The following is a 22,141-nucleotide window of genomic DNA, read 5'->3' as shown; positions in this document are numbered from 1 at the left end:
CGGCCGCGCCACTCGGAGCGTTCCATGCCCATCGACATCTACCGCGGCGACAGCCGCACGCCGCAGCAGATCCACGCCGCCGGCGGTTTCAATCCGCGCGTGGTCACCACCGCTGCCACCGGCCGCGGCATCATCACCCGTTGCATCGCGCCGCGCACGCCGGCGCCGCAGTTGCCGCCGCCGGCGAGCCAGTCGTCGCTGCAGACGCTGCTGAACACCAACACGGTGAAGCTGATCGACGTGCTGCGCGACATCAAGGTCGAGAAGAACGAGCGCACGGTGCACGTTTCGACCGACAGTTCGCCCCAGTGCGGCGGCTATTCCAGCAGCTATGTCTACCGGATGTCGTTCACGCTCAACGTGCAGGCCGCCGGCACCGGCGCGGTGACGGCGGTCGGGAACAATCCGACCCTGCTGCAGAGCCGGGTCGGCGCCAACGTGTTCTTCGACGGCGCCACGTTGGCGGCCTCGAACCTGTTCGGCATTTGCGGCGGCATGGCCGATCCTGGCGTGGAGCTGGCGTTTCTGACCTCGATTCCGCTGGCCTACATCACCCATTACTGCGTGCCGGGCACCGACGACCCGGGCACCGGCAACCGGCCTTGGGTAGCGTTCTGAGGCGACGGCTGCGGCGGCGGGAAGGCTTCGGCGTTCCCGCCGCAATCGCACGACGAACGCGGCACGGCGCCCAGCGGAAACCCCGGCGAGCGCACTGCGGCCCGCACCGGCCCATCGCCCGCGTCGCGGGCCGTGCGCGAGGCCGCGCGGCGGGCTAGGATGGCGCGCGCCGCAGCGTCGCGGCGCATCGCCACGCCGGAGCGCGCATGCCATCGGATCTGCCCATGCTGGTGTGCAAGGTCGTCCTGCCCGACGGGCCGGTCGCCTATGTGACCCTGACCCCGCAAGACCAACTCGGCGCGCGCGGCATCGCGCCGCAGGAAATCGTCGGCCAGATCATCGATCCCGAGCGCCCCGGCATCGCGCCGGACAACTTCGCCCGCAACCGGTTGTTCGTCGAGTTCCTGCACGCGGTCGTCGCCCGTCATGGGCCGTCGCTGCCGGCGCTGATCGCTGAGGCGCAGCGACAGGGCGACGGTTTGGTGGTGATCGTCGACGGCCGCGCCGAGACGCCGGGTGATGCGGTGCCGCCGGAAGACATCGTCGGCGCGTTCCAGGTTGCCGATGGCCGCATCGTCGCCGACGGTTATCGGCCGAACCCCAATCACCGCATCCTCAACGCGCGCGGGTTCTTCCAGCTGGATCCGCAGTTGCAGCAGCATTTGCTCGAAGATCTGGCGGCGAGCGTGGCGGAAGCGGGCGAGTGAGATTCGCGGCCGCAACTGGCTGACTGACGCCGCTGCGCGCGCTAGCGATGGAAGTCGGGCGCGGCCGTAGTCATCGCCGCCGCCTCGGCCACCAGCCAATCGCGCAGCGCGACAATGCGCTCGTCGTCGTCGCGCTGCGCACTGTGGACGACGCGATAGGCGTAACCGCGCGGCATCGGCACGGCAACGTCGAACAGCCGCACCAGCCGGCCCTGGGCGAGATCGGCGTCGATCAGTTCCAGTTCGACCAGCCCTACCGCATGCCCGTCGAGCGCGGCCTGGACCACGTGCGCCGAATCGGCGAACCCCAGGCAGGCGTGGGCGTCGAACGCTGCGGCGTCGATGCCGGCTGCGGCCAGCCACTGGTTCCAGGCCGGCCAGACCATTTCGCCGCTGCGCCAGACCACGTGGCTCAGGCACAGGCCGCGTTCGAGCAGATCGCGCGGTTGCGGCATTGGCGCGGCGCGCTCAAGCAGGGCGGGGCTGGCCACTGCGACGATGGTCGGCGCGAACAGGCGCTCGCTGCGCAGGCCGGCGTCGTTGCCGGCGCCGAAGCGGATCGCCAGGTCGATGCCGTCGGCGTCGAAGTCGCGCAGCTCGTCGCTGACATCGAAGCTCAGCGCCAGATCCGGATGCGCGGCCTTGAACCGCGGCAACCGCGGCAGCAGCCAGTTGCTGGCCAGGCGCGCGCTCAGCGACAGCCGCAGCGGGCCGTCGCCGCGCTCCAGCCGCTGGGCGCGGCCGAGCGCGCGCTGCAGCGTGCCCAGCGCCTCGACCGCGGCGCGGTGCAACTCGGCGCCGGCGGCGGTGAGCTGGATGCTGCGGCTGTTGCGCACGAACAGGGTCACGCCCAGTTGTTCTTCGATTTCCTTGATCTGGTAGCTCACCGCAGCCGGCGTCAACCCGACTTCCTCGGCGGCGCGAGTGAAGTTGAGATGCCGCGCGGCGGCGTCGAAGGTGCGCAGGGCGCGGGTGCCCGGCAGGGAGCGTGGCATCGATCTTCAAGCGAAATTCAACGGTGGGCCGAGAAGTACTCGTTTCCCTGCGCGCGGTCAATCTTCGATAGTCCACGGCATCGTCCTCCCGGAGTGTTCCGATGTCCGTTTCCACCACTACCGCAACCGCCGGCTTCGCCGCCGTGGCCCAGATCGACGGCCGCGATGCCGATGCCGCCGCGCTGGCGCCGCTGGCCTTCGCCGGCCACGCCCATTTCACCGCGATGCAGGTCCGCGACGGCCGCGTGCGCGGGCTCGATCTGCATTTGCGCCGGCTGCGCGAGGCCTCGCTGCAGCTGTACGGCCGCGCCGTGCCCAACGACGTCGTGCTGGGGTATCTGCGCGAAGCGCTGCGCCATTCGCCGGCCGATCTGTCGCTGACCGCGACCGTATTCCAGCCGGCCGGCGAGTTCACCGCCGGCGACGACGGCGCCGCGCCGCGCGTGTTGGTGCGCACCGCGCCGCCGTCCGACGGGCCGCGCGGGCCGTTGGCGCTGATCGCGGTGGAGCACGAGCGGGTGTTGCCGCAGCTCAAGCACGTGGGCGAAATCGCCAAGACGTATCACTTGCGCCGCGCGATCGCCGCGGGCTTCGACGATGCCGCCTTCCTCGACCGCGCCGGCCGTTTCAGCGAGGCGACGATCTGGAATCTGGCGTTCTGGGACGGCGCGGCGGTGGTGTGGCCGCAGGCGCCGATGCTGGTCGGCACCACTCAGGGCATCGTGCGCCGCCAGCTCGAACGCCAGGGCGTGCCGCAGCGCGAGCAGGCGTTGACGCAGGCCGATCTGCCGGCGCTGCAGGGCGCGGCGGTGATGAACTCGTGGACGCCCGGCGTGGCGGTGAACCGCATCGGCGAGACCGCCTGGGCGCCGGCGCCGGAGTTCCTGCGCCTGCTGCACGCTGCCTTCGCCGCCGAGCCCGCGCAGGCGCCGTGAGCGGCGTCCGCGCCGGCGGGGCATGACCCGGCGCGGCCGCTGCGGTATCGTCGCCGGCATCGCCGCCGTGTCGCGCGGCCGCTTCCGCCACGGGAAACCGCATGCTCCGCGCCGCCTCGCTGTTGTCGCTGTCCGTCCTCCTGAGCGCCGCCTTCGCCGCGCATGCGCTCGAACCGGCGGTGCCGGCGCCGGCCAAGCCCGCCGATGCCGCACCGGCCGCCAGCGCCACCGCGCGCGCGGTGTCGGCGGGCATCCTCGCCGGCATCCGCCAGGGCGCGCAGCAGGATCGCAGCGCCAAGCCGGCGCAGATCCAGTGCGTGCAGGCCATCGCCCCCGACGCGGTGGCCGCGCCGGTGCAGCAGGTGATCGAGGCCAGCCTCGGCGCCGAGGACCGCGCCGCGCTGGAAACCTTCTACGCCAGCGCGCTCGGCGCCAAGTACCAGGCGGCGATGCTGGTCAACGCCGATCCGGACAAGGCTTTCACCCCGGACGAGTGGGCGCGGGCCAAGGCGGTCATGGATTCGCCGGCGTACAAGAAGCTGCGCGCAGCGACGGTGTCGTCCAATCCGCTCGCGGCGCAGAAGATCGGCGGCGTGCTGAATCCGCTGCTGGGCGGCTGTTTCAAGGACTGAGTTCTTCCGGCGGGTTTTTTCCGGCTGGATATTCGCGGGCCGATCCTTCACGGACCGGGCTCGCGACGAACGATCGTGCGAGGACTCATCGCGTTCTCGCCATGGCGCCGCACCGCGCGCCACCGCCCCCGCGGCGCGCGCGAACGTGACGGCCTGTGCGGCTTGGCATTGCATGCGCGTCGCCCTTGCATGCGGCCGCGCCGGCCTCTGGCAGGCTGGCCCTCGGCTCCGGTGCGGGCGCGTCGCGTTCGCAGTGCCGTACTCCCCCCGTCGTACCGAACCGGACAAGGAGGTCGCTCTCAAGCCGCCGCGTTGCGGGCCAGGGACGGTTGCGCGCGGTTCCCATCAGGAGACGCAAATGAAGATCGGTTCGCGGATGAAGTCGGCGCTGCTGGCGTTCGCTATCGCAGGGTCTTTCAGCTTCGGTGCGGTGGCGGTGCAGCCCACCTTCGTCGACGGCAAGTGCGTGAGCCCGGAAACCGGCTGTACGTGCCGGGCCGGTTGCACTTACGGTGGCGACCGCCATAGCTGTTGCATGATTCCGTAAGTGCTGCGGCGCGAAGCGCTCCGCCGCGGCGGAGCGCTTCGTCGCAATGATCGCCAGGACAACGGAAGTCCGACTGTAGGAGCTGCGCAAGCTGCGACCGCGAAACCTCGCTTGCGACGCACGCCGGATGTCGCGGTCGCAGCTCGCGCAGCTCCTACAGTCGGATACGCGGCTTGCGCGGGTCAGTGCGGCGTTTGCGCCAGGCAGTAATCGCGCAGTTCGTCCGGCGCCAGGCCGGGCGCGAACAGGAAGCCCTGGCCGATCAGCACGCCCAGTTCGCGCAGGAACGCGCGCTGGCGCTGGGTTTCCACGCCTTCGGCCACCAGGCCCAGGCCGAGGCTGCGGGCGATGCCGGTCACCGCCTGGCAGACCGCGACATCGGACTGGTTGTCCGGCACGCCCTGCACGAACAGTTGGCTGAGCTTGAGCCCGTGGATCGGCAGGCGGCGGATGTAGTTGAGCGCGCTGTAGCCCTCGCCGAAATCGTCGATCGACAGGCTGACCCCGAGTTCGCGCAAGCGGGCGAAGGTGCGCACGGTGTCGGGCGCGTCTTCGATCAGCACGCGCTCGGTGAATTCCAGCTCCAGCGCGCTGCCGGGCAGGCCGTGCGCGGCCAGCGCGGCGGCGACGGTGTGGCCGAGGTCGTCGCCGAGGAACTGGCGATAGGAGACGTTGACCGCGATGCGCTCGATGGCCAGGCCCTGGTCGCGCCATTGGCGCAGCTGGCGGCAGGCTTCGTGCAGCACCCAGCCGCCGATGCCGACGATGTCGCCGGTGGTTTCGGCGTGGTCGATGAAGCGGTCCGGGCTCATCTCGCCGAGCGAGCGGTTGCGCCAGCGGATCAGGGCCTCGGCGGCGACCACGCGGCCGTCGTGCAGGTTCACCTGCGGCTGGTAGACCAGGTGGAACTCGTCGTTGTGCACGGCCCGGCGCAGGTGGGTTTCCAGTTGCAGGCGATGCAATTGCTGTTCGGCCAGTTCCGGGGTGAAGGCCTGCCAGCTGTTGCGGCCGCGGCGCTTGCTGTCGTACATGGCCACGTCGGCGCTCTGGATCAGCTGCTGCGCGGTGCGGCCGTCCAGCGGCGACTGGGCGATGCCGATGCTGGCGGTGATGGTGAATTCCTCGCCGTCGACGCGGAAGGTGTCGCCGAAGATCGCCAGGATCGCGTCGGCCAGGCGCTCGGCGTGGGTCGGGTCGCCGTCGAGCGAGCACACCACCAGGAATTCGTCGCCGCCGAAGCGGGCGATCTGGGCGCGGTCGCCGACCGCGTGGCGGATGCGGCGCGCGGCCGAGGCCAGCAGGCGGTCGCCGGCGGCGTGGCCGAGGATGTCGTTGACCACTTTGAAGCGGTCCAGGTCGATGTACAGCACCGCCAGCGGCGCGTGCGGGAACGCGTCCAGTCGGCGTTCGAGTTCGTCCTGCACCGCGTCGCGGTTGAGCAGGCCGGTGAGCGGATCGCTGCGCGCCTGGATGCGCAACTGCTCTTCTTCGAGCTTGCGTTCGGTGATGTCCTGCAGGGTGCCGGTCAGCACTTGCCGGACCACGTCGCCGACGCCGGCGTCGGCGATCGCGCGCACCCAGAACACGCTGCCGTCGGCGCGCAGGCCTTGCAGCTCCAGGTCCAGGCTACGGCCGCCGGCGAGGGTGCGTTCGAGCGTGTTGCGCAGGCGGTGGCGGTCCAGCGGCAGCAGGCAGCCGATCAGTTCCTCGATCCGGGTCGGCGCGGGGTCGCGGCCGAGGATACGCTGGGCTTCGAAGGTGAGATACAGCCGGTCGCGGCCGGCGTCCCATTCCCAGCCGCCGATCTGGGCCAGGGCCTGGGCGCGGTCGAACAGGGCGCTGTCGCGCTTGAGTTCGGTGATGTTGGAGAACAGCGCGAACACCTGGTGCGGGCGGTCGCCGCCGGGCGGGAACTGCGGTACGGCGGTGATCGACAGCCAGATCAGTTCGCGGCGCACGCGGTGGTAGAGGCCGAGCACGGTGCTGTTGACCACCGCGCCGCTGTCCAGCGCCAGCCGCGAGGGGTAGTGCTCCGGCGGCAGTTCGTGGCCGCGTTCGTCCACCACCATCCAGTCGCCGGAGCGCAGTTCCTCGGCGATGCTGTCGCCGTTGTGCAGCGACAGCAGGCGCATCGCCGCGCTGTTGGCGTAGACGATGCGCAGCGCGTCGTCCTGCACGATCAGGCCGCGGTCGATGGACTCGACCAGCTCGCGGAAGCGCAGCTCGCTCTCTTCGCGGCTGCTGAGGTCGCGCGCGACCGCGATGATCCGGCGCGCGCCGTCGTGGATGAAACCGGCCGAATGCACTTCCACCGGGAAGCGGGTGCCGTCGCCGCGTTTGTTGGTGACCTCGATGATGTAGCTGCCGCCGCGGTTGAGGGTTTCCCACACCGGCGCGAGGTGGTCTTCGGGCAGCTCCGGGTTGAGCACGTGGATCGGCTGGCCGACGATGTCCTCGCGCAGGCGCCGGTGCGCGCCCATGCCGTTGCGGTTGATCTCCACCACCGTGCCGTCTTCGTCGAGCACGGTGACCAGATCGGGGATGGCGTCGAAGGCTTCGCGGTACAGCGCGGCGTGGTGGCGCTCGCCGCGCAGCGCGTCGGCGGCGCGTTCGAGTTGCGCGCGCAGGTGCGCGGGCAGTTGCGGATCGTCCAGCGCGGCTTGCATCGCGGCCAGCGCGTCGACCGGCGCCGCGTCCGCGGCGCCGCGGTCGCTGTCGGCCGCGGGCGCTTGCGGCTTCACGCCGCCGCCAGGGCCTTGCCGACCTTGCTGCCGGTCTCGCGGCCGAGCAGGGCGGCCAGCCAGCGGCCGGTCTCGGCCAGCGCGGGCAGGTCGACGCCGGTGTGGATGCCCAGGCCGTGCAGCATGTAGACCACGTCCTCGCTGGCGACGTTGCCGCTGGCGCCCTTGGCGTAAGGGCAGCCGCCGGTGCCGGACACGGCCGAGTCGACCACCGCCACGCCTTCTTCCAGGCAGGACAGGATGTTCGACAGCGCCTGGCCGTAGGTGTCGTGGAAATGCACCGCCAGCGCGGCCACCGGCACTTCGCTGGCCACCGCCTTGAACATCGCGCGGGCCTTGCCCGGCGTGCCGACGCCGATGGTGTCGCCGAGGGAAATTTCGTAGCAGCCCATCTCGTGCAGCGCGCGCGCCACCCGCACCACGTCGCGCACCGGCACCTCGCCCTGGTAGGGGCAGCCGAGCACGGTGGAGACGTAGCCGCGCACCGCCACGCCGTCGGCCTTGGCGCGCGCCATCACCGGCGCGAAGCGTTGCAGCGATTCGTCGATGGAGGCGTTGATGTTGGTGCGGTTGAAGGCTTCCGAGGCGGCGGTGAACACCGCGATCTCTTCCACGCCGACCGCGCGCGCGCGCTCGTAGCCTTGTTCGTTGGGCACCAGCACCGGGTAGTGCACGCCGGGCTTGCGCTGGATGCCGGAAAACACCTCGGCCGCGTCGGCCAGCTGCGGCACCCACTTGGGGCTGACGAAGCTGGTCGCCTCGATGCTGCGCAGGCCGGTGGCCGAGAGGCGGTCGATCAGGGCGATCTTGTCGGCGGTGGCGATCTGCGCCTTTTCGTTCTGCAGGCCGTCGCGCGGGCCGACTTCGACGATGCGCACGCTGGCGGGATAGGGCAAGGGCTGGCTCATGGGGAATCCTGGCGGGCGGCCTTGGCGCGTTCGAACACCATGGCCTTTCTGTCGGTGTCGTACAAGAGATCGGGGTGTTGCGCGAGGGTATCGCGCAGCTGCTCGGGATCGCCCTGGACCAGGGCGAAGCGGTCGTCGAGCTTGCGTCCGGCGAGCTCGCCGCGGGCGATCGCGTCGAGCGCGCGTTGCGGGTCGGGCAGCCACGCGTCCAGGCCGCCCTGGGCATTGAAGCGGTACAGCACCAGGAACATCGAACCCTTGGGCGCGGTGGCGGTGAGGCTGCCGGTGTCGGCGCCGATCGCGCGCTGGGCTTGCTCGGGCGTGAGTGCGATGTAGCGGTCGCGGCCGATGGTGAAGCCGGTCAGGTCCAGCGTCGTCGGCTTGTCGCCCATGCCGGGCCAGTCGGTGCTGCGGCAGCGCGCGTCGACGTGCACGGTCTTGTGCGCGTTGCCGCCGGCCTTGACCGTCCAGGCGCCGGCCAGATCCGGGTCGCAGCGCAGCTCGGCCACCGGCGCGCGCTCGAAGGCGACGCAACCGCCGAGCAGGCTCAGGCAGGCGAACACTGCGGCGGCGCCGAGCCGCGGCAGGACGGACGCGCGAAGGCGGAAGGGCGAGGCGTTCATGGCGGGCCGTGGCCGGGAAGAGGGGACAAACGTCCTTAACGGCAAAGAATACTGCGATCCGGTCGCCGCAGGGCCGCCCCGGCGGCCGCCAGAGCGGCCGGGCCCGCCAGCGTCGCGACTCAGCGCGCGGCCGCGGGAATGCGCTCGAACCGGTAGAGGGTCTTGCCGCCCGGGAACAGCTCGGGATGCGCGCGCAGTTGCTTGCGGATGCTGCGGGCGTCGCCGTTGAGGAAGTCGGCAGACTGCTCCGGGTCGCTCGCCTGTTGCTGGTTGCGCTGCGCGACCCAGCGCTTGAGCGCATCGCCGTCGCCGGCGTCCACGGTCAGCGAGCCTGCGTCGGCGCGATAGCGCATCAGCACGACCAGATGCGGAAAGCGCGCCTGGGCCTGTTCGGTGTCGGAATCGCGCGCTTGCTTGGGGCCGAGCATCAACGTGCGCCAATCGACGAGGCGCAGGCCCAGGTAGCGCTGTCCGTCGGCCTTGAACACCGCCAGATCCACTTGGCGCAGGTACTGCTTGGGCGGCAGGTAAGCGCGGCAGTGCGCGTCGATGCGCAGGCGCTGCTCGCCGTCGCGGCCGAACAGCGCGGGGTCGGTGATCGGCGCACGCTCGAAGCCCTCGCCTTCGACCAGGCCCCAGTCGCCGACCAGCGCCGGGTCGCAGGGTTGCGCGGCCGACGGCGGATTCTCCGCGGGCAGGCAGCCGCCGAGCGCCGCGGCCAGGCACAGCGCTGCGAGCGGGGCGCACAGCGCGCTCGCGCAACGGCGCAATCGATCGAAACCTGCTGGGCGACGATGCATGGAGCTTCCCTCCTTAGAAATGCGCGAATCCGCCGCCGGGACTCGGCGGCGGCGTCCGGCGCTTCCGGCCGGTGTGCGAATCGTCCCTGCGCTCAGGCGTTCAAGCGCTTTCCAGCGTCGCCAACACCGCGTCGGCTTCGACGAAGTCGCCGGCGGCGGCGCGGATTTCGGCGATGACGCCGGCGCGCGGCGCCTTCAGGCTCAGCTCCATCTTCATCGCCTCGATCACCATCACTTCCTGGCCGGCCTCGACGCTGTCGCCCGGCGCGGCCTTGACCACCACCACGCGGCCCGGCATCGGCGCGTTGACGCTGTGGCCCGAACCGCCGGCGGCGGCGCTTTCGTGGCGGTACACCGGCACCGCCTCCAGGCGCAGGCGGCGTTCGCCGTCGTGCACGACCACGCGCGCGCCGTCGCCGAGCGTGCGCAGGCGGCGCATGCGGCCGTCGATGCGCAGGCTCAGCTCGTCGCCGTCCAGGCGCGCGCCGCGCACGTCCACCGCGGCCTCGCCGAGGCCGTCGATGCGGTAGTCGCCGGCGCTGCCGTGCGCCGACAGTTCCAGGCGCTGGTCGCGGCGCGCGAACGCCAGGCTGCGGCGGCCGCCGTGGCCCAGGCGCCAGCCGTCGGCGATGGCCCAGGGCGAGGTCGGGTCGTTGGATGCTGCGGCGTCGATGCGGGTGTTGCGCTCCTGGGTCAGCAGCGCCGCCACCGCGGCGCCGGCCAGCAGGTCGGCGTCGGCGGCTTCGTCGGCCGTCGCGGCCGACATGAATTCGTCGAGGTGGCGGTCGAGATAACCGGTGTCGATGGTGCCTTCGACCACCGCCGGATGCCGCGCCAGCCGCTCGAGGAATTCGATGTTCGACTTCGGCCCGGCGATCTCGCTGTCGGCCAGCGCCGCGCGCAGCCGCGCCAGCGCGCGCGGGCGGTCGCTGTCGAACACGATCAGCTTGGCGATCATCGGGTCGTAGAAGATCGTCACCGTGTCGCCTTCGATCACGCCCGAATCCAGGCGCACATGCGCGTCGGCGGCCGGCAGGCGCAGGCGCTCGAGCTTGCCCGAGCCGGGCAGGAAGCCGGCTTCCGGGTCTTCGGCGTACAGGCGCACCTCGATGGCGTGGCCGCGCTGGACGATGGCGTCCTGCGCCAGCGGCAGCGCTTCGCCCGCGGCCACGCGCAGCTGCCATTCGACCAGATCCAGGCCGGTGACCAGTTCGGTCACCGGGTGCTCGACCTGCAGGCGGGTGTTGATTTCCATGAAGTAGAACGCGCCGTCCTGGCCGACGATGAACTCGACCGTGCCGGCGTTGACGTAATCGATGGCGTGGCCGGCCTGGACCGCGGCGGCGCCCATCTGCGCGCGCTGTTCGGGGCTCAGGAACGGCGAGGGCGATTCTTCCAGCACCTTCTGGTAGCGGCGCTGGGCCGAGCATTCGCGCTCGTTGAGGTGGATTACCTGGCCGTTGTTGTCGCCGAAGATCTGGATCTCGATGTGGCGCGGGCGCTCGACGTAGCGCTCCAGCAGCACCCGGTCGCGGCCGAAGGCGTTGCGCGCTTCGCGCTGGCAGCTTTCCAGGTTGGCGGCGAACTCGCCGGCCTCGCGCACGATGCGCATGCCCTTGCCGCCGCCGCCGTGGGCGGCCTTGATCATCAGCGGATAGCCGATGCGGTCGGCTTCGCGCTGGAGCAGGGCGGGATCCTGGTCTGCGCCGGTGTAGCCCGGCACCACCGGCACACCGGCGGCCTGCATCAGTTCCTTGGCGCCGGCCTTGCTGCCCATCTTGCGCATCGAGGCGGCCTTGGGGCCGATGAAGGCGATGCCGGCGGCCTCGACCGCGTCGGCGAAGTCGGCGTTCTCGCTGAGGAAGCCGTAGCCCGGATGGATCGCCTGCGCGCCGCTGAGGCGGGCGACTTCGAGGATCGCATCGCCGCGCAGATAACTCTCGGCCGGGCGCGGCCCGCCGATGGGATAGGCCTCATCGGCCTGGCGCACGTGCTGGGCATCGGCGTCGGCTTCGGAATAGACCGCGACGGTGCGGATGCCGAGCTTGCGGCAGGTGCGGATCACCCGACAGGCGATTTCGCCGCGATTGGCGATCAAGATCTTCTCGAACATGGGCACTTCGCAGGTCGGTGCGCGCACGCGCGCGTGGAAGGGAAGACGAACCGCCGCGACGGCGGACCGGCGCGATAGGGGGATTTTCACCGATGCGGCCGCGGCTGTCGCCTCATGGCGCCGGCGGGGGACGCGGTTTGCGCGACCGAAGCCCCGATTAGGCGGTTTGGTGGCCGCTTGGGCGTGCCATACGGTGCGGTGTTGGGTGGGGCGGTGTTTGGCGCTCGATAGGCCTGCGGCCCCGCACGATCGCTGTTGCCTTTGTTCTTGCCCTTGGCCTAGCTCTTGTCTCTAGCTCCCCCCGCCGCCCCGAACTCGCCACAGGCAAGCGTAGACCCGATAGGGCGGCGCACAGGATGTGCGCCGTGCGCCACCCAGGCCATGGATGGCCTGTGTGGCGCATCCCTGCGAACGCACTGAACCTTAGTGGCTCTTGATTCGAAAACAGGGAAAGCGCCTTTCTTTGGTTACTTTCTTTGGCAAGACAAAGAAAGTGACCCGGCCGCTTGCGGACGGAAGCTGTTGATCTTGGCTTGTCATCACGCGTCGCAACGAGAGAAGCAGGAGCCAAGTCAAAATGGATTCCGGCTTTCACCGGAATGACGGCGTGGGAGCTTCGGGTCTTCGGGCGAGTTCGGCGGAGCCACGTCGCTGCGGTTGGTCGCGACTTGCGTCGCTCCTACAGGGAGATACGAAACTCGCCGGAGACCCTGTAGGAGCGACGCAAGTCGCGACCGCGAAATCACAGCTACGGTCTTGGCTTCGTCGTAGTTGCGTATTCGCAGTCGCGGCTCGCGCCGCTCCTGCAGTCGGATACGAAACCGACCGCAAACCCCGCAGGAGCCGAGCAAGCCGCAACCGCGACAACGCGGCCGCGGCGAAAGCACAACGCCGCGCAAACTCAGCCCACCCACCCCGGCGACCGCTTGTCCAAAAACGCCGACAACCCTTCCTGCCCCTCCGCCGACACCCGCAACCCCGCGATCAACGCCGCGTTGTCGGCATCGAGCCTGGCCCCGTCGCGCTCGCCCGCCACCCGCCGCACCAGCGCCTTCGCCGTCGCCGCCGCATGCGGCCCCGCCTTGAGCAGCAAACCGGTCTGGCGCGCAACCGCCGCGTCCAGCGCATCGGCCGCCACCACCTGATGCAGCAGCCCGATGCTCTGCGCCACCGCGGCGTCGAAGATCTCCGCGCTGGCGAACCAGCGTCGCGCCTGGCGCGCGCCGATGGCCTCGATGACGTATGGCGAGATCACCGCCGGCAACAGGCCGAGCTTGCTCTCGGTCAGGCCGAACTTGGCCTCCGGCACGCCGATGGCGATGTCGCAGCAGGCCACCAGGCCGACGCCGCCGCCGAAGGCCGCGCCGTGGACGCGGGCGATGGTCGGCTTGGGCAGCTCGTTGAGGGTGCGCATCAGCCGCGCCAGCGCCAGCGCGTCCTCGCGGTTCTCGGCCTCGCCGGCGGCAGCCATGCCGCGCATCCAGTTCAGGTCGGCGCCGGCCGAGAACGAGGCGCCTTCGCCCTCGATCACCACCACGCGCACGCCTTCGTCGGCGCCGGCGGCTTCCAGGGCGCCGGTCAGGGCGGCGATCAGCACGGCGTCGAAAGCGTTGTGCAGGTCGGGGCGGTTCAGGCGCAAACGGGCGACGGGGCCGTCGCGCAGGCTCAGCAGCGGATGGTTCATCGGGTCGGGGGAGTTTGTGAGAGTTGGCCGAATGATACCGTTCAGCTTGTTCCCTCCGCCCCTGTACGGCGGTCGGTGCTAGAATGAGAACAATTCCCATTTGGGACGCCACCTTTTTCGTGGAAGCCGCCCCTTTGAAGCTGTCCGAATTGCCGCACCGCACCGCGGCCACGGTCGAGACCGTCGACGACCAAGCGCCGAACGACACCATCGCCAGACGCCTGCGCGAGCTCGGCTTCGTCGCCGGCGAACGGGTGGAAGTGATGGCCGCCGGCCCCGTCGCCGCCGAGCCGCTGCTGGTGCAGATCGGCTACACCCGCTTCGCCCTGCGCCGCAGCGAAGCGGCGCGGGTGCGGGTGACACCGCTGGAGAACGGGGCATGAGCGCCGCCGCCCCCGCGATGAGCGCGCCGCGCGAGGCCGCCGACCAGCACCTGCGCGTGGCCCTGGTCGGCAATCCGAACTGCGGCAAGACCGCGCTGTTCAACCAGCTCACCGGCAGCCGGCAGAAGGTCGCCAACTACGCCGGCGTCACCGTCGAGCGCAAGGAAGGCCGCCTGCACGCGCCTTCGGGCCGCCATTACGCAGTGCTCGATCTGCCCGGCGCCTACAGCCTCAGCGCCGCCAGCCTGGACGAAGCGGTCACCCGCGACGTGCTGCGCGGCTTCTATCCGGGCGAACCGGCGCCGGACGTGCTGCTGTGCGTGGTCGATGCGACCAACCTGCGCCTGCACCTGCGCTTCGTGCTGGAACTGCGCGAGCTCGGCCGGCCGATGATCGTCGCGGTCAACATGATGGACGCGGCCAAGCGCCGCGGCATCGGCATCGACCTGGCCGCGCTGGAAAGCGAGCTCGGCGTGCCGGTGGTGGCGACCGTCGCGGTCAAGCGCGGCGGCGCGCGCGAGCTGGTGGCCACGCTCGACCAGGTCGCCGCCGCTCCGCACGAGCCGCACGCGCGCTTGGCCGAAGGCGCCGACCTGCACGCAGAAACCCGCCGCCTGCTGGATCTGACGGTCAGCATGCCCACCCGCACCGCCAAGATCGACGACGCGCTCGATCGCTGGCTGCTGCATCCGGTGCTGGGCCTGTTGTCGCTGGCGGTGGTGATGTTCCTGATCTTCCAGGCGGTGTACGCCTGGGCCACGCCGCTGATGGACGGGATCGAGGCCGGCACCGCCTGGATCGGCGAACACACCGGCGCGCTGCTGCCCGACGGGCCGCTGCGCAGCCTGCTGGTGGACGGCGTCATCGCCGGCCTCGGCGGGGTGATCGTGTTCCTGCCGCAGATCCTGATCCTGTTCGCCTTCATCCTGGCGCTGGAGGAATCGGGCTATCTGCCGCGCGCGGCGTTCCTGCTCGACAAGATGATGGCCGGCGCCGGCCTGTCGGGGCGCTCGTTCATTCCGTTGCTGTCGAGCTTCGCCTGCGCGATCCCCGGGATCATGGCCACGCGCTCGATCCAGGATCCGCGCGACCGCCTCGCCACGATCATCGTCGCGCCGCTGATGACCTGTTCGGCGCGGCTGCCGGTGTACGCGCTGCTGATCGGCGCGTTCATCCCGCAACAGAAGGTGTGGGGCGCGTTCAACCTGCAGGGCCTGGTGCTGTTCGGCCTGTACATGGCCGGCATCGTCAGCGCGCTGATGGTGTCGTGGGTGATGAAGAAGTGGCGCCGCGACAAGAGCGAGCACCCGCTGTTGCTGGAGCTGCCGTCCTACCGCATCCCGCACCTGCGCGATCTGGCCATCGGCCTGTGGGAACGCGCCTGGATCTTCCTGCGCCGGGTCGGCGGCATCATCCTGGCGCTGACCATCCTGCTGTGGTTCCTGCTGTCGTTCCCCGGCGCGCCGGAAGGCGCGACCCAGCCGGCGATCGACTACAGCTTCGCCGGCCGCATCGGCCACGCGCTGTCGGCGGTGTTCGCGCCGATCGGATTCAACTGGCAGATCTGCATCGCGCTGATCCCGGGCCTGGCCGCGCGCGAAGTGGCGGTGTCGTCGCTGGCGACGGTGTACGCGCTGTCGGCGGCCGACGACGACGCGGCCGCGCAGGCGCTGACCCCGATCATCACCGACACCTGGTCGCTGGCGACCGCGCTGTCGCTGCTGGTGTGGTTCATCTACGCGCCGCAATGCATCTCCACCCTGGCCACGATCCGGCGCGAGACCGGTTCGTGGAAGCAGGTGGCGATCAGCGCCGGCTATCTGTTCGCGCTGGCGTACCTGGCGTCGTTCGCGACCTACCAGATCGCCGTGGCGCTGGGCGCGGGCTGAGGAGGATGCGATGAGCGCCGGTCTGTTCGCGCAATACGTGGTGATCGCGATCGCGGTGTTGGTCAGCGCGGTCGTGGTCGCGCGCAAGCAGTTCCCCGGCGGCGTGCGCCGCCTGCGCATCGCCTGCGCGCTGCCGCTGGTGCGCGACGGGCGGCCGGCGTGGATGCGCGCGCTGGGCAAGCGCATCGCGCCGCCGGCGCGCGCGGGCGGGCCGAATTGCGCGGGGTGCGATAACTGCGGGCCGTCGGACTGAGACGCTTTCGTCGGCGCTGGGATGCTTCGCCGACGATAGGGTGGGGCGGCTGGGGTAGGCGGGGTTCGCGGTCGGCGCAGTGTCGCGGTCGCGGCTCGCGCCGCTCCTACAGTCGCAAACGAGACTAGCCGAAGCCCCTTTAGGAGCGGCGCGAGCCGCGACCGCGACACTGCGATTACGTCGAAACCCGCGGGTCGATTACCGCAACGCTAAACCCCGCGCGCGCACCCGGCCGAACTCACCCCGCGCGGCTTTGCAGATAGCTCAAAGCCTCGCCCAGATAGCCGCGCGCCTCTTCCAGATGCTCCGGCGCGCACTCTTGCTCGAACCGGCTGGCGCCGTCGGCGAAGCGCACATACGCCTCGATCTCCTGCTCCTCTTCCCACAGGAAATCCAGGATCACCACGAAATCGTCCGCGCCGGGATCGTTGAAGCGCGCCGCGCCGCGCAGCGGCGTCAGCAGGCGCAGCATCTCGTGGTAGTTCTCCGAGGCCTGCAGCATGGCGATGCGCAAGGTGCGGCGCAGTTCGTCGTACTCCACCGGCGGCATGCCGGTCCAGGCGTCCTCGCGCCAAGCCTTGATGACCTCGGCCACGCTGGCCGCTTCCAGGTCGGACAGGATTTCCGGCGGGACGTGGCTGCCGCCGCTCATCTGGCGGCGGTCGAACCAGGACTGCCAGTCGGCGAAACCCGAGGGTCGCGCCGGCACGGAGCTCATGAAGGCTTCGTACTGCTCGTGGCTGAGGGTGAAACGGGCGTACAGCGATGCGGGTTCCGACATCGGCGGGATCCTTTCCTATGACACCGGCGCGTCGCCGCTCAGCGGCGCAGCCGGCCTTTGCCGGCGGCTTTGTAGCCGACCGCTTCGAACGCTTCGACCGACAGCGTGAAGGTGCGCTCTTCCCCCGAAAACAGCGCGCCTACGCCGACGACCTGGCGGGTGATCTCTTCGCCGCGGTCGTTCTTGATCGACAACACCATCGAATACTCCCAGGCGCCGTCGCTGGGCGGATGGCGGATGGTGCCTTCCACGCGCAGCGGCGAAAACCGTTTCGCCGCCAGCGCGTTGGCGTCGGAATCGAAGCGCAGGTGGTGCCGGCAGGCCGGGCACACGCTGGCCGATTCCAGGATCGTCGCCTTGCAGTGCGGACAAACGCGCGTCGCCCCGGGCATGCCCTGGCGTTGCGCGCTCATGAGTCGGCGCCGGTCTCCGCCTTGCCGTTCTTGTCGCCCTTGTCGCTCTTGCCGTCGCCCTTGTCGTTGCGCGCGACCGACTTGCCGCTGTCTTCCCAGCCGAACTCGACCTGGCCGCGCACGCGCGCGCCGGCGGCGACGGTGACGGTGCCGGCCTTGACGTCGCCGACCACCACGCCGGTCTCCAGCAGCTCCACGCGCTGGGCCGAATCGATGTTGCCTTCCAGCTCGCCGGCGATCACGACCTTGCGCGCGCGCACGCCGCCGTTGACCTTGGCGCCGAGCTCGACGGTGAGGTCGCCGTCGACCTGCACATCGCCCTTGAAGCGGCCGGCGATGCGGATGTGGCCGGCGCCGTGGATCTTGCCTTCGATGGTCAGGTCGGAGGCGATCAGCGATTCCTTGACCTGCTCGCGCGCCGGCTCGAGCGGACGCTGCGGCGCGGGCTGCGGCGCCGGCGCGCTGATCGGCGCGGGAGCGGCCGCGGCGGGCTGGCCGAAGCTGAACTCGGTGGTCGCGTCGGGCTCTTTCTTGAGCGCGGTTTCCGGTTGCAGCGGCGGCAGCGGCGTGTCGCGCTTGGGTGGGGCGGGCTGGTTGAAAATGGCCATAACGCGGTGTTCCTCAGGTCGGGGGATCAGGTGATGACACGCGTGAACTTTGGAGCCTAACACGCTGATACGAAGCGCCCACTGTGATGAATATCACCGAATCGGCGTGCCTGCGAAGGCTCGTGCGAATTCAGTTTCGAGCCTTCGCGGCAGGCCTTGCGGCGCATGCGTGCGCGCGTTCGCGGCGCGCGCGAGAACGCGCGCACGAACGACAGTGATTAAGAAATATTTCAGATCGATGAATGCGGCGACGCCGGCGCGCGGCGTGCCCGATCAGCGCAGCAAGAAGCCGGCGACGGCCACCGCCGCCAGGATCTGGGCCAGCCGCCACAGCTTGCCGGCGCCGGCGCGGACCTGGGCCATCGGCACGCCGAGGCGGCGCGACAAAGCGAAGTCGTGCAGCGGCAGCACCGTGGCGGCGGCGATGGGGATCAGCGGCGCCGCCGAGTCGTAGGCCAGCAGCGACGACGGCGTCACCGCTATCGTGGCCAGTGCGCCGATCAGGAAACACAGCATCGCCGGCACCGGCGCGGCGCGCGAGCGCGCCTGCACGAAGCCGATCACGCAGGCGATCAAGGCGGCCTGGAACGGCAGCCAGTACGCGCAGGCCGCGCAGGCGGCGAGCAGGACGATCGTGTACGCGACGAACGGATCCCAGCCCATGCGCTGCGTCATCCAGCGGCGCGAGCGGACCAGCCCGATCCAGCCCAGCGCCGCGGCCATCCAGGCGGCGAAGAGCACGGCGATGTTGCGCGGGATGTCCTGCAACGGCGCCGGGTCGTAGGCCATCAGCAGCCACACGAACCAGGCCGCGGCCAGGTAGTACAGCGGAATGCGCACCGCGGCGATGGCGATGCGGCGCGGGTCCAGGCGCTCGGGATCGCAGGCGCGCAGCCAGAAGCCGACGGCGCTGGGGTCCAGCCGCCGCTCCAGCCATTCCGGGCCGACCCGCTGCAGGCGCAGCAACAGGCCGCGCAGGCGGCTGGGCAGCGAGGGGATCAGCGCGATCAGCGCGCGCCGCGGCCAGAACGCCGGCCGCTGCAGTTCGCCGAACAGCCAGCGGTCGACCAGCCGGTCGTGGGCGTTGCGGTACTCGCCGAGGATGCGTTCGAACGCGACGCTGCGCGCGCCGCGATCGCTGGCGACGGCCAGCCAGTGGCGCAGGCGCGGGTCGGGGTCGTACAGCGCGCCCAGGTCGAAGTAGTCGGCGATGGCGTCGGTCGCCGCCGGCGCCAGCGGCGGTTCGTGCTGGGCCAGCGCGTGCGCGACCGGCGCGCGCAGCGCGTGCTTGAGGTCCAGCGAGTACAGCGGTTCGCAATCGCGCAGCCAGCGTTGCAGGTCGACGGCGAGGCGGCGCTGCGCGAAATCGAACAGTTCCTCGAGGAAGGCTTGCAGGTCGAAGTAGCGCGCTTGCGGTTCGGCGGGGTCGGCGTTATGCGGCTCGTGCGAAGCGGGCTGCGCATCGTGGCGCGACTCGGGTGCGGGCTGAGACGGCGCATCGCGCGCGGGCGCTGCGGGCGGCGTCGGCGCAGCAGGGTGGGGCTGTGTCTGCGCGATCGCGCTGGGCGGCGCGCTGTCGTCTTCGTCCGCGGCGGCGAGGGCGAAGGCGACAGCGCGCTGCGCGGCGATGCGCAGGCACTGCTGATACGCCTCGTTGAGCGCCTGGAACCCTTGCGGGTCGTCGTCGGGCCGGCAGCGCTTGAGTTCGCGCGCATAGGCGCGCTTGATCTCGCGCTCGTCGCTGCCCGGCGACAGCCCCAGTCGCTTGAACGGCGTCACGGGCGATCGGTTCCGGCCAGGGCGGCGACGACGCGCACGAGCACGGCGAAGCCCATCAGCAGGAAGATGACCGTGCTCGCATCCAGATCGATCGGGTGGCGGCCGCGCTTGCCGGGCTTGGGATTGGGATCGAACTCGATCTCGCGCAGATCCACGCCGCGTCGGCGGGTCTGCGCGCGCAGTTCGACGATGCGCGCCTGCAGCCCGGCCGAACGCTCGTGCACGGTGTCCAGGTCGAAGAAACGCAGCATCGCGTCCAACTGCGGCAGGTACAGCGGCGCGCGCGCGCTCAGGCAGGCGATCAGCGCCGGCGCCAGCGCGTGCTTGCGTTCGAGCTGGTACAGCGCCGGGTGCTTGGCGAGCCAGTGTTCGAGCTCGGCGACGGTGTCGGTTTCGGCGCGGCGGTAGAGCTCGTCGAGGAAACGCTTGGCGTCGAACTCGGCCTCGCGCGCCGGCTCGCGCGCAGGTGCCGCGGCGGCCGGGACGTGCGCCGGCAGCGGCGCCGGTTCGGGCGCGCGCGGAGCCTTCGCTGCTGCGGGTGCAGGCGGTGCGGATGGCGCGGACGCCGCAGCGGGCGCGCTCGGTGCCGGCGGCTGTGCCGGCGCCGGAGCAGGTGGCGCCGAGGCCACGAACGGCGTCCTGGGTGCGGCCGGCGCGAACGGCGCCGGCGCGGCGGGCGCTTGCGGCGCGGCGGGACCGTCCGTGGGTGCGACCGGGACCGGCGGCGGCCGCGGCGCTGGCGGTATCCGCAGCCGTTGCGCGGTCTCGCCGTCGGCCTCGATTTCGTCCTCGTCAGCGTCCTCGCGCTCGTCTGCGGCGGCATCCGCCGCGAGCGCGAGCGCGGCCGCGGCCGCAGCGCGTCGGCGCGCCCATTCCAGGCAGTGCTGGTAGGCCTCGTTCAGGCGCTGGAAGCCGGCCGGATCGTCGTCGGGCCGGTTCGCGCGCAGCAGCTTGGCGTAGGCGCGCTTGATCTGCGCCTCGTCCGCGTCCGCGGACAGGCCCAGCACGGCGAACGGGTTCACGCGCCGCCGGCCTGCGCCTCGACCGCGTCGAGGAAGTGGGCGAAATCGCGGCGGTGCTCGGCGATCAGCGCGTCGTCCTGCAGGTCGAGCACGCCGCGGAAGCGGACCAGCGCCACCTGCACCTGTTCGCGCGCCCACAGCAGTTCTTCGTACAAGCGCTCGGCGCGCGCGATCAGCGCCACGTTCTCCTGGTGCTCGCGCGGATGCACCTTCAGCGCCGCCAAGGCCTGCAGCCGTTCGCGGATCTGCTCCGCGCTGAGCACGCCGGGGTTCTTCTCCAGGATCACCTCGCGCTTGAGGCCGCTGGCGACCGCTTCGGCCTCGACTTGCAGCAGGCCGTTGATGTCGTAGGTGAAGCGCACATCGATGGGATTGTCCTGGCGCGCCTTGGCCGGCAGCTCGATGGTGATCGCGCCCAGCCGCACGTTGTTCTCCACCCGCGGGCTCTCGCCCTGGTAGATCTCCAGCTCGACCTTGCGCTGGCTGTCGTGCACCGGGAAATAGCGTTCCACCCGGCTCACCGGCACCGTGCTGTTGCGGTGGATGATCGGCGAGAACAGGCCGCTGACGAAGCGCCCGTCGACTTCCTGGCCGGTGCTCACGCCCAGGCTGTGCGGGCTCACGTCGGTCAGCACCACCTCTTCCAGGCTCTGGTCGCGCGCCTTCATCCCGGCCGCGACGCAGGCGCCGTGGGCGATGGCCTCGTCCGGGTTGAGGTGGCGCAGCGGCAGCCGGCCGAACATGCGCGAGACCAGCTTGGCGCACAGCGGCATGCGCGAGGCGCCGCCGACCAGGACGATCTGGTCGAGTTGCGACGGGGTCAGCTTGGCGTCGCGCATCGCCCGCTCCAGCGGCGCGCGCAGGCGCTGCACCAGCGGTTCGCACAGGCGGGCGAAGCCGTCCTCGTCCAGGCGCCAGGCGCGCGCCTGGCCGGCGAGGGCGAGCTCGAGCTGGGCCTCGCCGCTGCCGGCGAGCTGCTGCTTGAAGGCTTCGATGCGCCGTTCCAGCACCGCCAGCTCGCCCAGCGGCAGCGCGCTGGCCGACAGGCCGTGTTCGCGCAGGAAGCCGTCGAGCAGGGCGCGCGAGAAATCCTCGCCGCCGAGGAAGTTGTCGCCGGCGCTGGCGTGCACTTCCATGACCCCGTCGAACAGCTCCAGGATCGACACGTCGAAGGTGCCGCCGCCGAGGTCGAAGATCAGGTAGCGGCCGCCGTCGTCGCTCTGCTGCAGGCCGTAGGCCAGCGCCGCAGCGGTGGGTTCGTTGATCAGCCGCTCGACCTTGATCCCGGCCAGCTCGCCGGCGATGCGGGTGGCCTTGCGCTGGCTGTCGGAGAAGTAGGCCGGCACGCTGACGACCGCCTCGCGCACCTTCTCGCCGAGCTCGGCTTCGGCATCGGCGATCAGCGACTTGAGCACCAGCGCCGACAGTTCCTCCGGACGCAAGCGGTGCGGGCCCAGCGTGGTGACCCGGTCGCTGCCCATCCAGCGCTTGAACGCGGCCACGCTCTGGCGCGGGTGCGAGACCAGGCGCTCGCGCGCGGCCTGGCCGACGATGATGCTGCCGTCGTCGCCCAGGCTCACCGCCGAGGGCGTCAGCAGCGAGCCCAGCGCGTTGCGGATCAGCCGCGGACCGTCCGGCGCGTACACGCCGATCAGCGAATGCGTGGTGCCCAGGTCGATGCCGACGATCATGCGAAGCCACAGTCCCTTG

The 22,141-nt window shown here is 70.9% G+C and carries 21 protein-coding genes; 8 read left to right on the top strand and 13 right to left on the bottom strand.

Features of this window, described 5'->3' with window-relative positions; genetic code table 11:
- The first annotated feature begins 24 nt into the window (after positions 1-24).
- Both BLU84_RS12330 and BLU84_RS12325 read left to right on the top strand, forming a co-directional pair.
- Entirely contained in the window at positions 25-618 is a 594-nt protein-coding gene (locus BLU84_RS12330; protein ID WP_074867230.1) for a hypothetical protein, read from the top strand.
- A 206-nt stretch (positions 619-824) separates the two neighbouring features.
- The gene (locus BLU84_RS12325; protein WP_139174959.1) at positions 825-1,325 is read left to right on the top strand and encodes a hypothetical protein; all 501 of its coding nucleotides are present in this window, start codon (positions 825-827) and stop codon (positions 1,323-1,325) included.
- Positions 1,326-1,366: 41 nt separating this feature from the next.
- On the opposite strand, the gene BLU84_RS12320 is transcribed toward BLU84_RS12325, so the two are convergent.
- Positions 1,367-2,320, bottom strand: a complete 954-nt coding sequence (locus tag BLU84_RS12320) for a LysR substrate-binding domain-containing protein (RefSeq protein ID WP_074867226.1) — start codon at positions 2,318-2,320, stop codon at positions 1,367-1,369.
- A 101-nt stretch (positions 2,321-2,421) separates the two neighbouring features.
- Between BLU84_RS12320 and BLU84_RS12315 the strand changes: the two genes are divergently transcribed.
- From BLU84_RS12315 to BLU84_RS12305, 3 genes are all read left to right on the top strand, one after another.
- Positions 2,422-3,255 carry an aminotransferase class IV family protein gene (locus tag BLU84_RS12315; RefSeq protein ID WP_074867224.1) on the top strand — a complete coding sequence of 278 codons (834 nt, stop codon included), beginning with the start codon at positions 2,422-2,424 and terminating at the stop codon, positions 3,253-3,255.
- Between the two features lie 101 nt (positions 3,256-3,356).
- On the top strand, positions 3,357-3,887 hold the full coding sequence (locus BLU84_RS12310; RefSeq protein ID WP_074867222.1) for a hypothetical protein: 531 nt from the start codon (positions 3,357-3,359) through the stop codon (positions 3,885-3,887).
- Positions 3,888-4,245: 358 nt separating this feature from the next.
- Positions 4,246-4,434, top strand: a complete 189-nt coding sequence (locus tag BLU84_RS12305) for a hypothetical protein (RefSeq protein ID WP_074867220.1) — start codon at positions 4,246-4,248, stop codon at positions 4,432-4,434.
- 182 nt (positions 4,435-4,616) lie between these two features.
- Here the strand turns inward: BLU84_RS12305 and BLU84_RS12300 are convergent, their stop codons facing one another.
- The 6 genes from BLU84_RS12300 to BLU84_RS12275 all read right to left on the bottom strand — a co-directional run bounded on the left by BLU84_RS12300 (position 4,617) and on the right by BLU84_RS12275 (position 13,303).
- A complete protein-coding gene (locus BLU84_RS12300; RefSeq protein ID WP_074867218.1) occupies positions 4,617-7,175 on the bottom strand; it encodes a sensor domain-containing protein in 2,559 nt (852 codons plus the stop codon).
- Positions 7,172-8,083: a hydroxymethylglutaryl-CoA lyase gene (locus tag BLU84_RS12295; RefSeq protein WP_074867215.1), complete on the bottom strand. Its 912-nt coding sequence runs from the start codon at positions 8,081-8,083 to the stop codon at positions 7,172-7,174. The genes BLU84_RS12300 and BLU84_RS12295 overlap by 4 nt, the downstream gene beginning before the upstream one ends.
- Positions 8,080-8,706: a hypothetical protein gene (locus BLU84_RS12290; protein WP_074867213.1), complete on the bottom strand. Its 627-nt coding sequence runs from the start codon at positions 8,704-8,706 to the stop codon at positions 8,080-8,082. Before BLU84_RS12290 ends, BLU84_RS12295 begins: the two co-directional genes overlap by 4 nt.
- Before the next feature lie 119 nt (positions 8,707-8,825).
- Positions 8,826-9,506: a hypothetical protein gene (locus BLU84_RS12285; protein WP_139174958.1), complete on the bottom strand. Its 681-nt coding sequence runs from the start codon at positions 9,504-9,506 to the stop codon at positions 8,826-8,828.
- Between the two features lie 100 nt (positions 9,507-9,606).
- Positions 9,607-11,619: an acetyl/propionyl/methylcrotonyl-CoA carboxylase subunit alpha gene (locus tag BLU84_RS12280; RefSeq protein ID WP_074867209.1), complete on the bottom strand. Its 2,013-nt coding sequence runs from the start codon at positions 11,617-11,619 to the stop codon at positions 9,607-9,609.
- A gap of 901 nt (positions 11,620-12,520) precedes the next feature.
- A complete protein-coding gene (locus BLU84_RS12275; protein WP_074867207.1) occupies positions 12,521-13,303 on the bottom strand; it encodes an enoyl-CoA hydratase-related protein in 783 nt (260 codons plus the stop codon).
- A 134-nt stretch (positions 13,304-13,437) separates the two neighbouring features.
- Between BLU84_RS12275 and BLU84_RS12270 the strand changes: the two genes are divergently transcribed.
- The 3 genes from BLU84_RS12270 to BLU84_RS12260 are packed head-to-tail and all read left to right on the top strand — an operon-like array spanning position 13,438 to position 15,828.
- On the top strand, positions 13,438-13,686 hold the full coding sequence (locus BLU84_RS12270; RefSeq protein ID WP_074867205.1) for a FeoA family protein: 249 nt from the start codon (positions 13,438-13,440) through the stop codon (positions 13,684-13,686).
- A gap of 17 nt (positions 13,687-13,703) precedes the next feature.
- Positions 13,704-15,575: a ferrous iron transporter B gene (feoB, locus tag BLU84_RS12265; protein ID WP_074867891.1), complete on the top strand. Its 1,872-nt coding sequence runs from the start codon at positions 13,704-13,706 to the stop codon at positions 15,573-15,575.
- A gap of 10 nt (positions 15,576-15,585) precedes the next feature.
- Positions 15,586-15,828, top strand: coding sequence for a DUF6587 family protein (locus tag BLU84_RS12260; RefSeq protein WP_074867203.1), 243 nt, complete (start codon positions 15,586-15,588; stop codon positions 15,826-15,828).
- A gap of 238 nt (positions 15,829-16,066) precedes the next feature.
- On the opposite strand, the gene BLU84_RS12255 is transcribed toward BLU84_RS12260, so the two are convergent.
- From BLU84_RS12255 to BLU84_RS12230, 6 genes are all read right to left on the bottom strand, one after another.
- A complete protein-coding gene (locus BLU84_RS12255) occupies positions 16,067-16,609 on the bottom strand; it encodes a hypothetical protein (RefSeq protein WP_074867201.1) in 543 nt (180 codons plus the stop codon).
- Between the two features lie 38 nt (positions 16,610-16,647).
- Positions 16,648-17,022 carry a hypothetical protein gene (locus BLU84_RS12250; protein ID WP_074867199.1) on the bottom strand — a complete coding sequence of 125 codons (375 nt, stop codon included), beginning with the start codon at positions 17,020-17,022 and terminating at the stop codon, positions 16,648-16,650.
- On the bottom strand, positions 17,019-17,630 hold the full coding sequence (locus tag BLU84_RS12245) for a bactofilin family protein (RefSeq protein WP_074867197.1): 612 nt from the start codon (positions 17,628-17,630) through the stop codon (positions 17,019-17,021). Before BLU84_RS12245 ends, BLU84_RS12250 begins: the two co-directional genes overlap by 4 nt.
- A 273-nt stretch (positions 17,631-17,903) precedes the next feature.
- Complete coding sequence (locus tag BLU84_RS27505) at positions 17,904-19,409, bottom strand: J domain-containing protein (protein WP_074867195.1); 1,506 nt, start codon at positions 19,407-19,409, stop codon at positions 17,904-17,906.
- Complete coding sequence (locus BLU84_RS12235; protein WP_074867193.1) at positions 19,406-20,431, bottom strand: J domain-containing protein; 1,026 nt, start codon at positions 20,429-20,431, stop codon at positions 19,406-19,408. Before BLU84_RS12235 ends, BLU84_RS27505 begins: the two co-directional genes overlap by 4 nt.
- Entirely contained in the window at positions 20,428-22,122 is a 1,695-nt protein-coding gene (locus BLU84_RS12230) for a molecular chaperone HscC (RefSeq protein ID WP_074867191.1), read from the bottom strand. The genes BLU84_RS12235 and BLU84_RS12230 overlap by 4 nt, the downstream gene beginning before the upstream one ends.
- Between the last annotated feature and the right edge of the window lie 19 nt (positions 22,123-22,141).

This window comes from Lysobacter enzymogenes (genome assembly GCF_900106525.1).
In the GTDB taxonomy this organism is placed as follows: domain Bacteria; phylum Pseudomonadota; class Gammaproteobacteria; order Xanthomonadales; family Xanthomonadaceae; genus Lysobacter; species Lysobacter enzymogenes.
Note: the sequence above shows the minus strand (reverse complement) of the source record. Positions and strands in the feature narration are given on the sequence as shown.

Bases quoted from the DNA above. Each gene is read 5' to 3' on its own strand.
- BLU84_RS12330 (WP_074867230.1), top strand. From the start codon at position 25: ATGCCCATCGACATCTACCGCGGCGACAGCCGCACGCCGCAGCAGATC.
- BLU84_RS12325 (WP_139174959.1), top strand. From the start codon at position 825: ATGCCATCGGATCTGCCCATGCTGGTGTGCAAGGTCGTCCTGCCCGAC.
- BLU84_RS12320 (WP_074867226.1), bottom strand. From the start codon at position 2,320: ATGCCACGCTCCCTGCCGGGCACCCGCGCCCTGCGCACCTTCGACGCC.
- BLU84_RS12315 (WP_074867224.1), top strand. From the start codon at position 2,422: ATGTCCGTTTCCACCACTACCGCAACCGCCGGCTTCGCCGCCGTGGCC.
- BLU84_RS12310 (WP_074867222.1), top strand. From the start codon at position 3,357: ATGCTCCGCGCCGCCTCGCTGTTGTCGCTGTCCGTCCTCCTGAGCGCC.
- BLU84_RS12305 (WP_074867220.1), top strand. From the start codon at position 4,246: ATGAAGATCGGTTCGCGGATGAAGTCGGCGCTGCTGGCGTTCGCTATC.
- BLU84_RS12295 (WP_074867215.1), bottom strand. From the start codon at position 8,083: ATGAGCCAGCCCTTGCCCTATCCCGCCAGCGTGCGCATCGTCGAAGTC.
- BLU84_RS12290 (WP_074867213.1), bottom strand. From the start codon at position 8,706: ATGAACGCCTCGCCCTTCCGCCTTCGCGCGTCCGTCCTGCCGCGGCTC.
- BLU84_RS12285 (WP_139174958.1), bottom strand. From the start codon at position 9,506: ATGCATCGTCGCCCAGCAGGTTTCGATCGATTGCGCCGTTGCGCGAGC.
- BLU84_RS12280 (WP_074867209.1), bottom strand. From the start codon at position 11,619: ATGTTCGAGAAGATCTTGATCGCCAATCGCGGCGAAATCGCCTGTCGG.
- BLU84_RS12275 (WP_074867207.1), bottom strand. From the start codon at position 13,303: ATGAACCATCCGCTGCTGAGCCTGCGCGACGGCCCCGTCGCCCGTTTG.
- feoB (WP_074867891.1), top strand. From the start codon at position 13,704: ATGAGCGCGCCGCGCGAGGCCGCCGACCAGCACCTGCGCGTGGCCCTG.
- BLU84_RS12260 (WP_074867203.1), top strand. From the start codon at position 15,586: ATGAGCGCCGGTCTGTTCGCGCAATACGTGGTGATCGCGATCGCGGTG.
- BLU84_RS12255 (WP_074867201.1), bottom strand. From the start codon at position 16,609: ATGTCGGAACCCGCATCGCTGTACGCCCGTTTCACCCTCAGCCACGAG.
- BLU84_RS12250 (WP_074867199.1), bottom strand. From the start codon at position 17,022: ATGAGCGCGCAACGCCAGGGCATGCCCGGGGCGACGCGCGTTTGTCCG.
- BLU84_RS12245 (WP_074867197.1), bottom strand. From the start codon at position 17,630: ATGGCCATTTTCAACCAGCCCGCCCCACCCAAGCGCGACACGCCGCTG.
- BLU84_RS12230 (WP_074867191.1), bottom strand. From the start codon at position 22,122: ATGATCGTCGGCATCGACCTGGGCACCACGCATTCGCTGATCGGCGTG.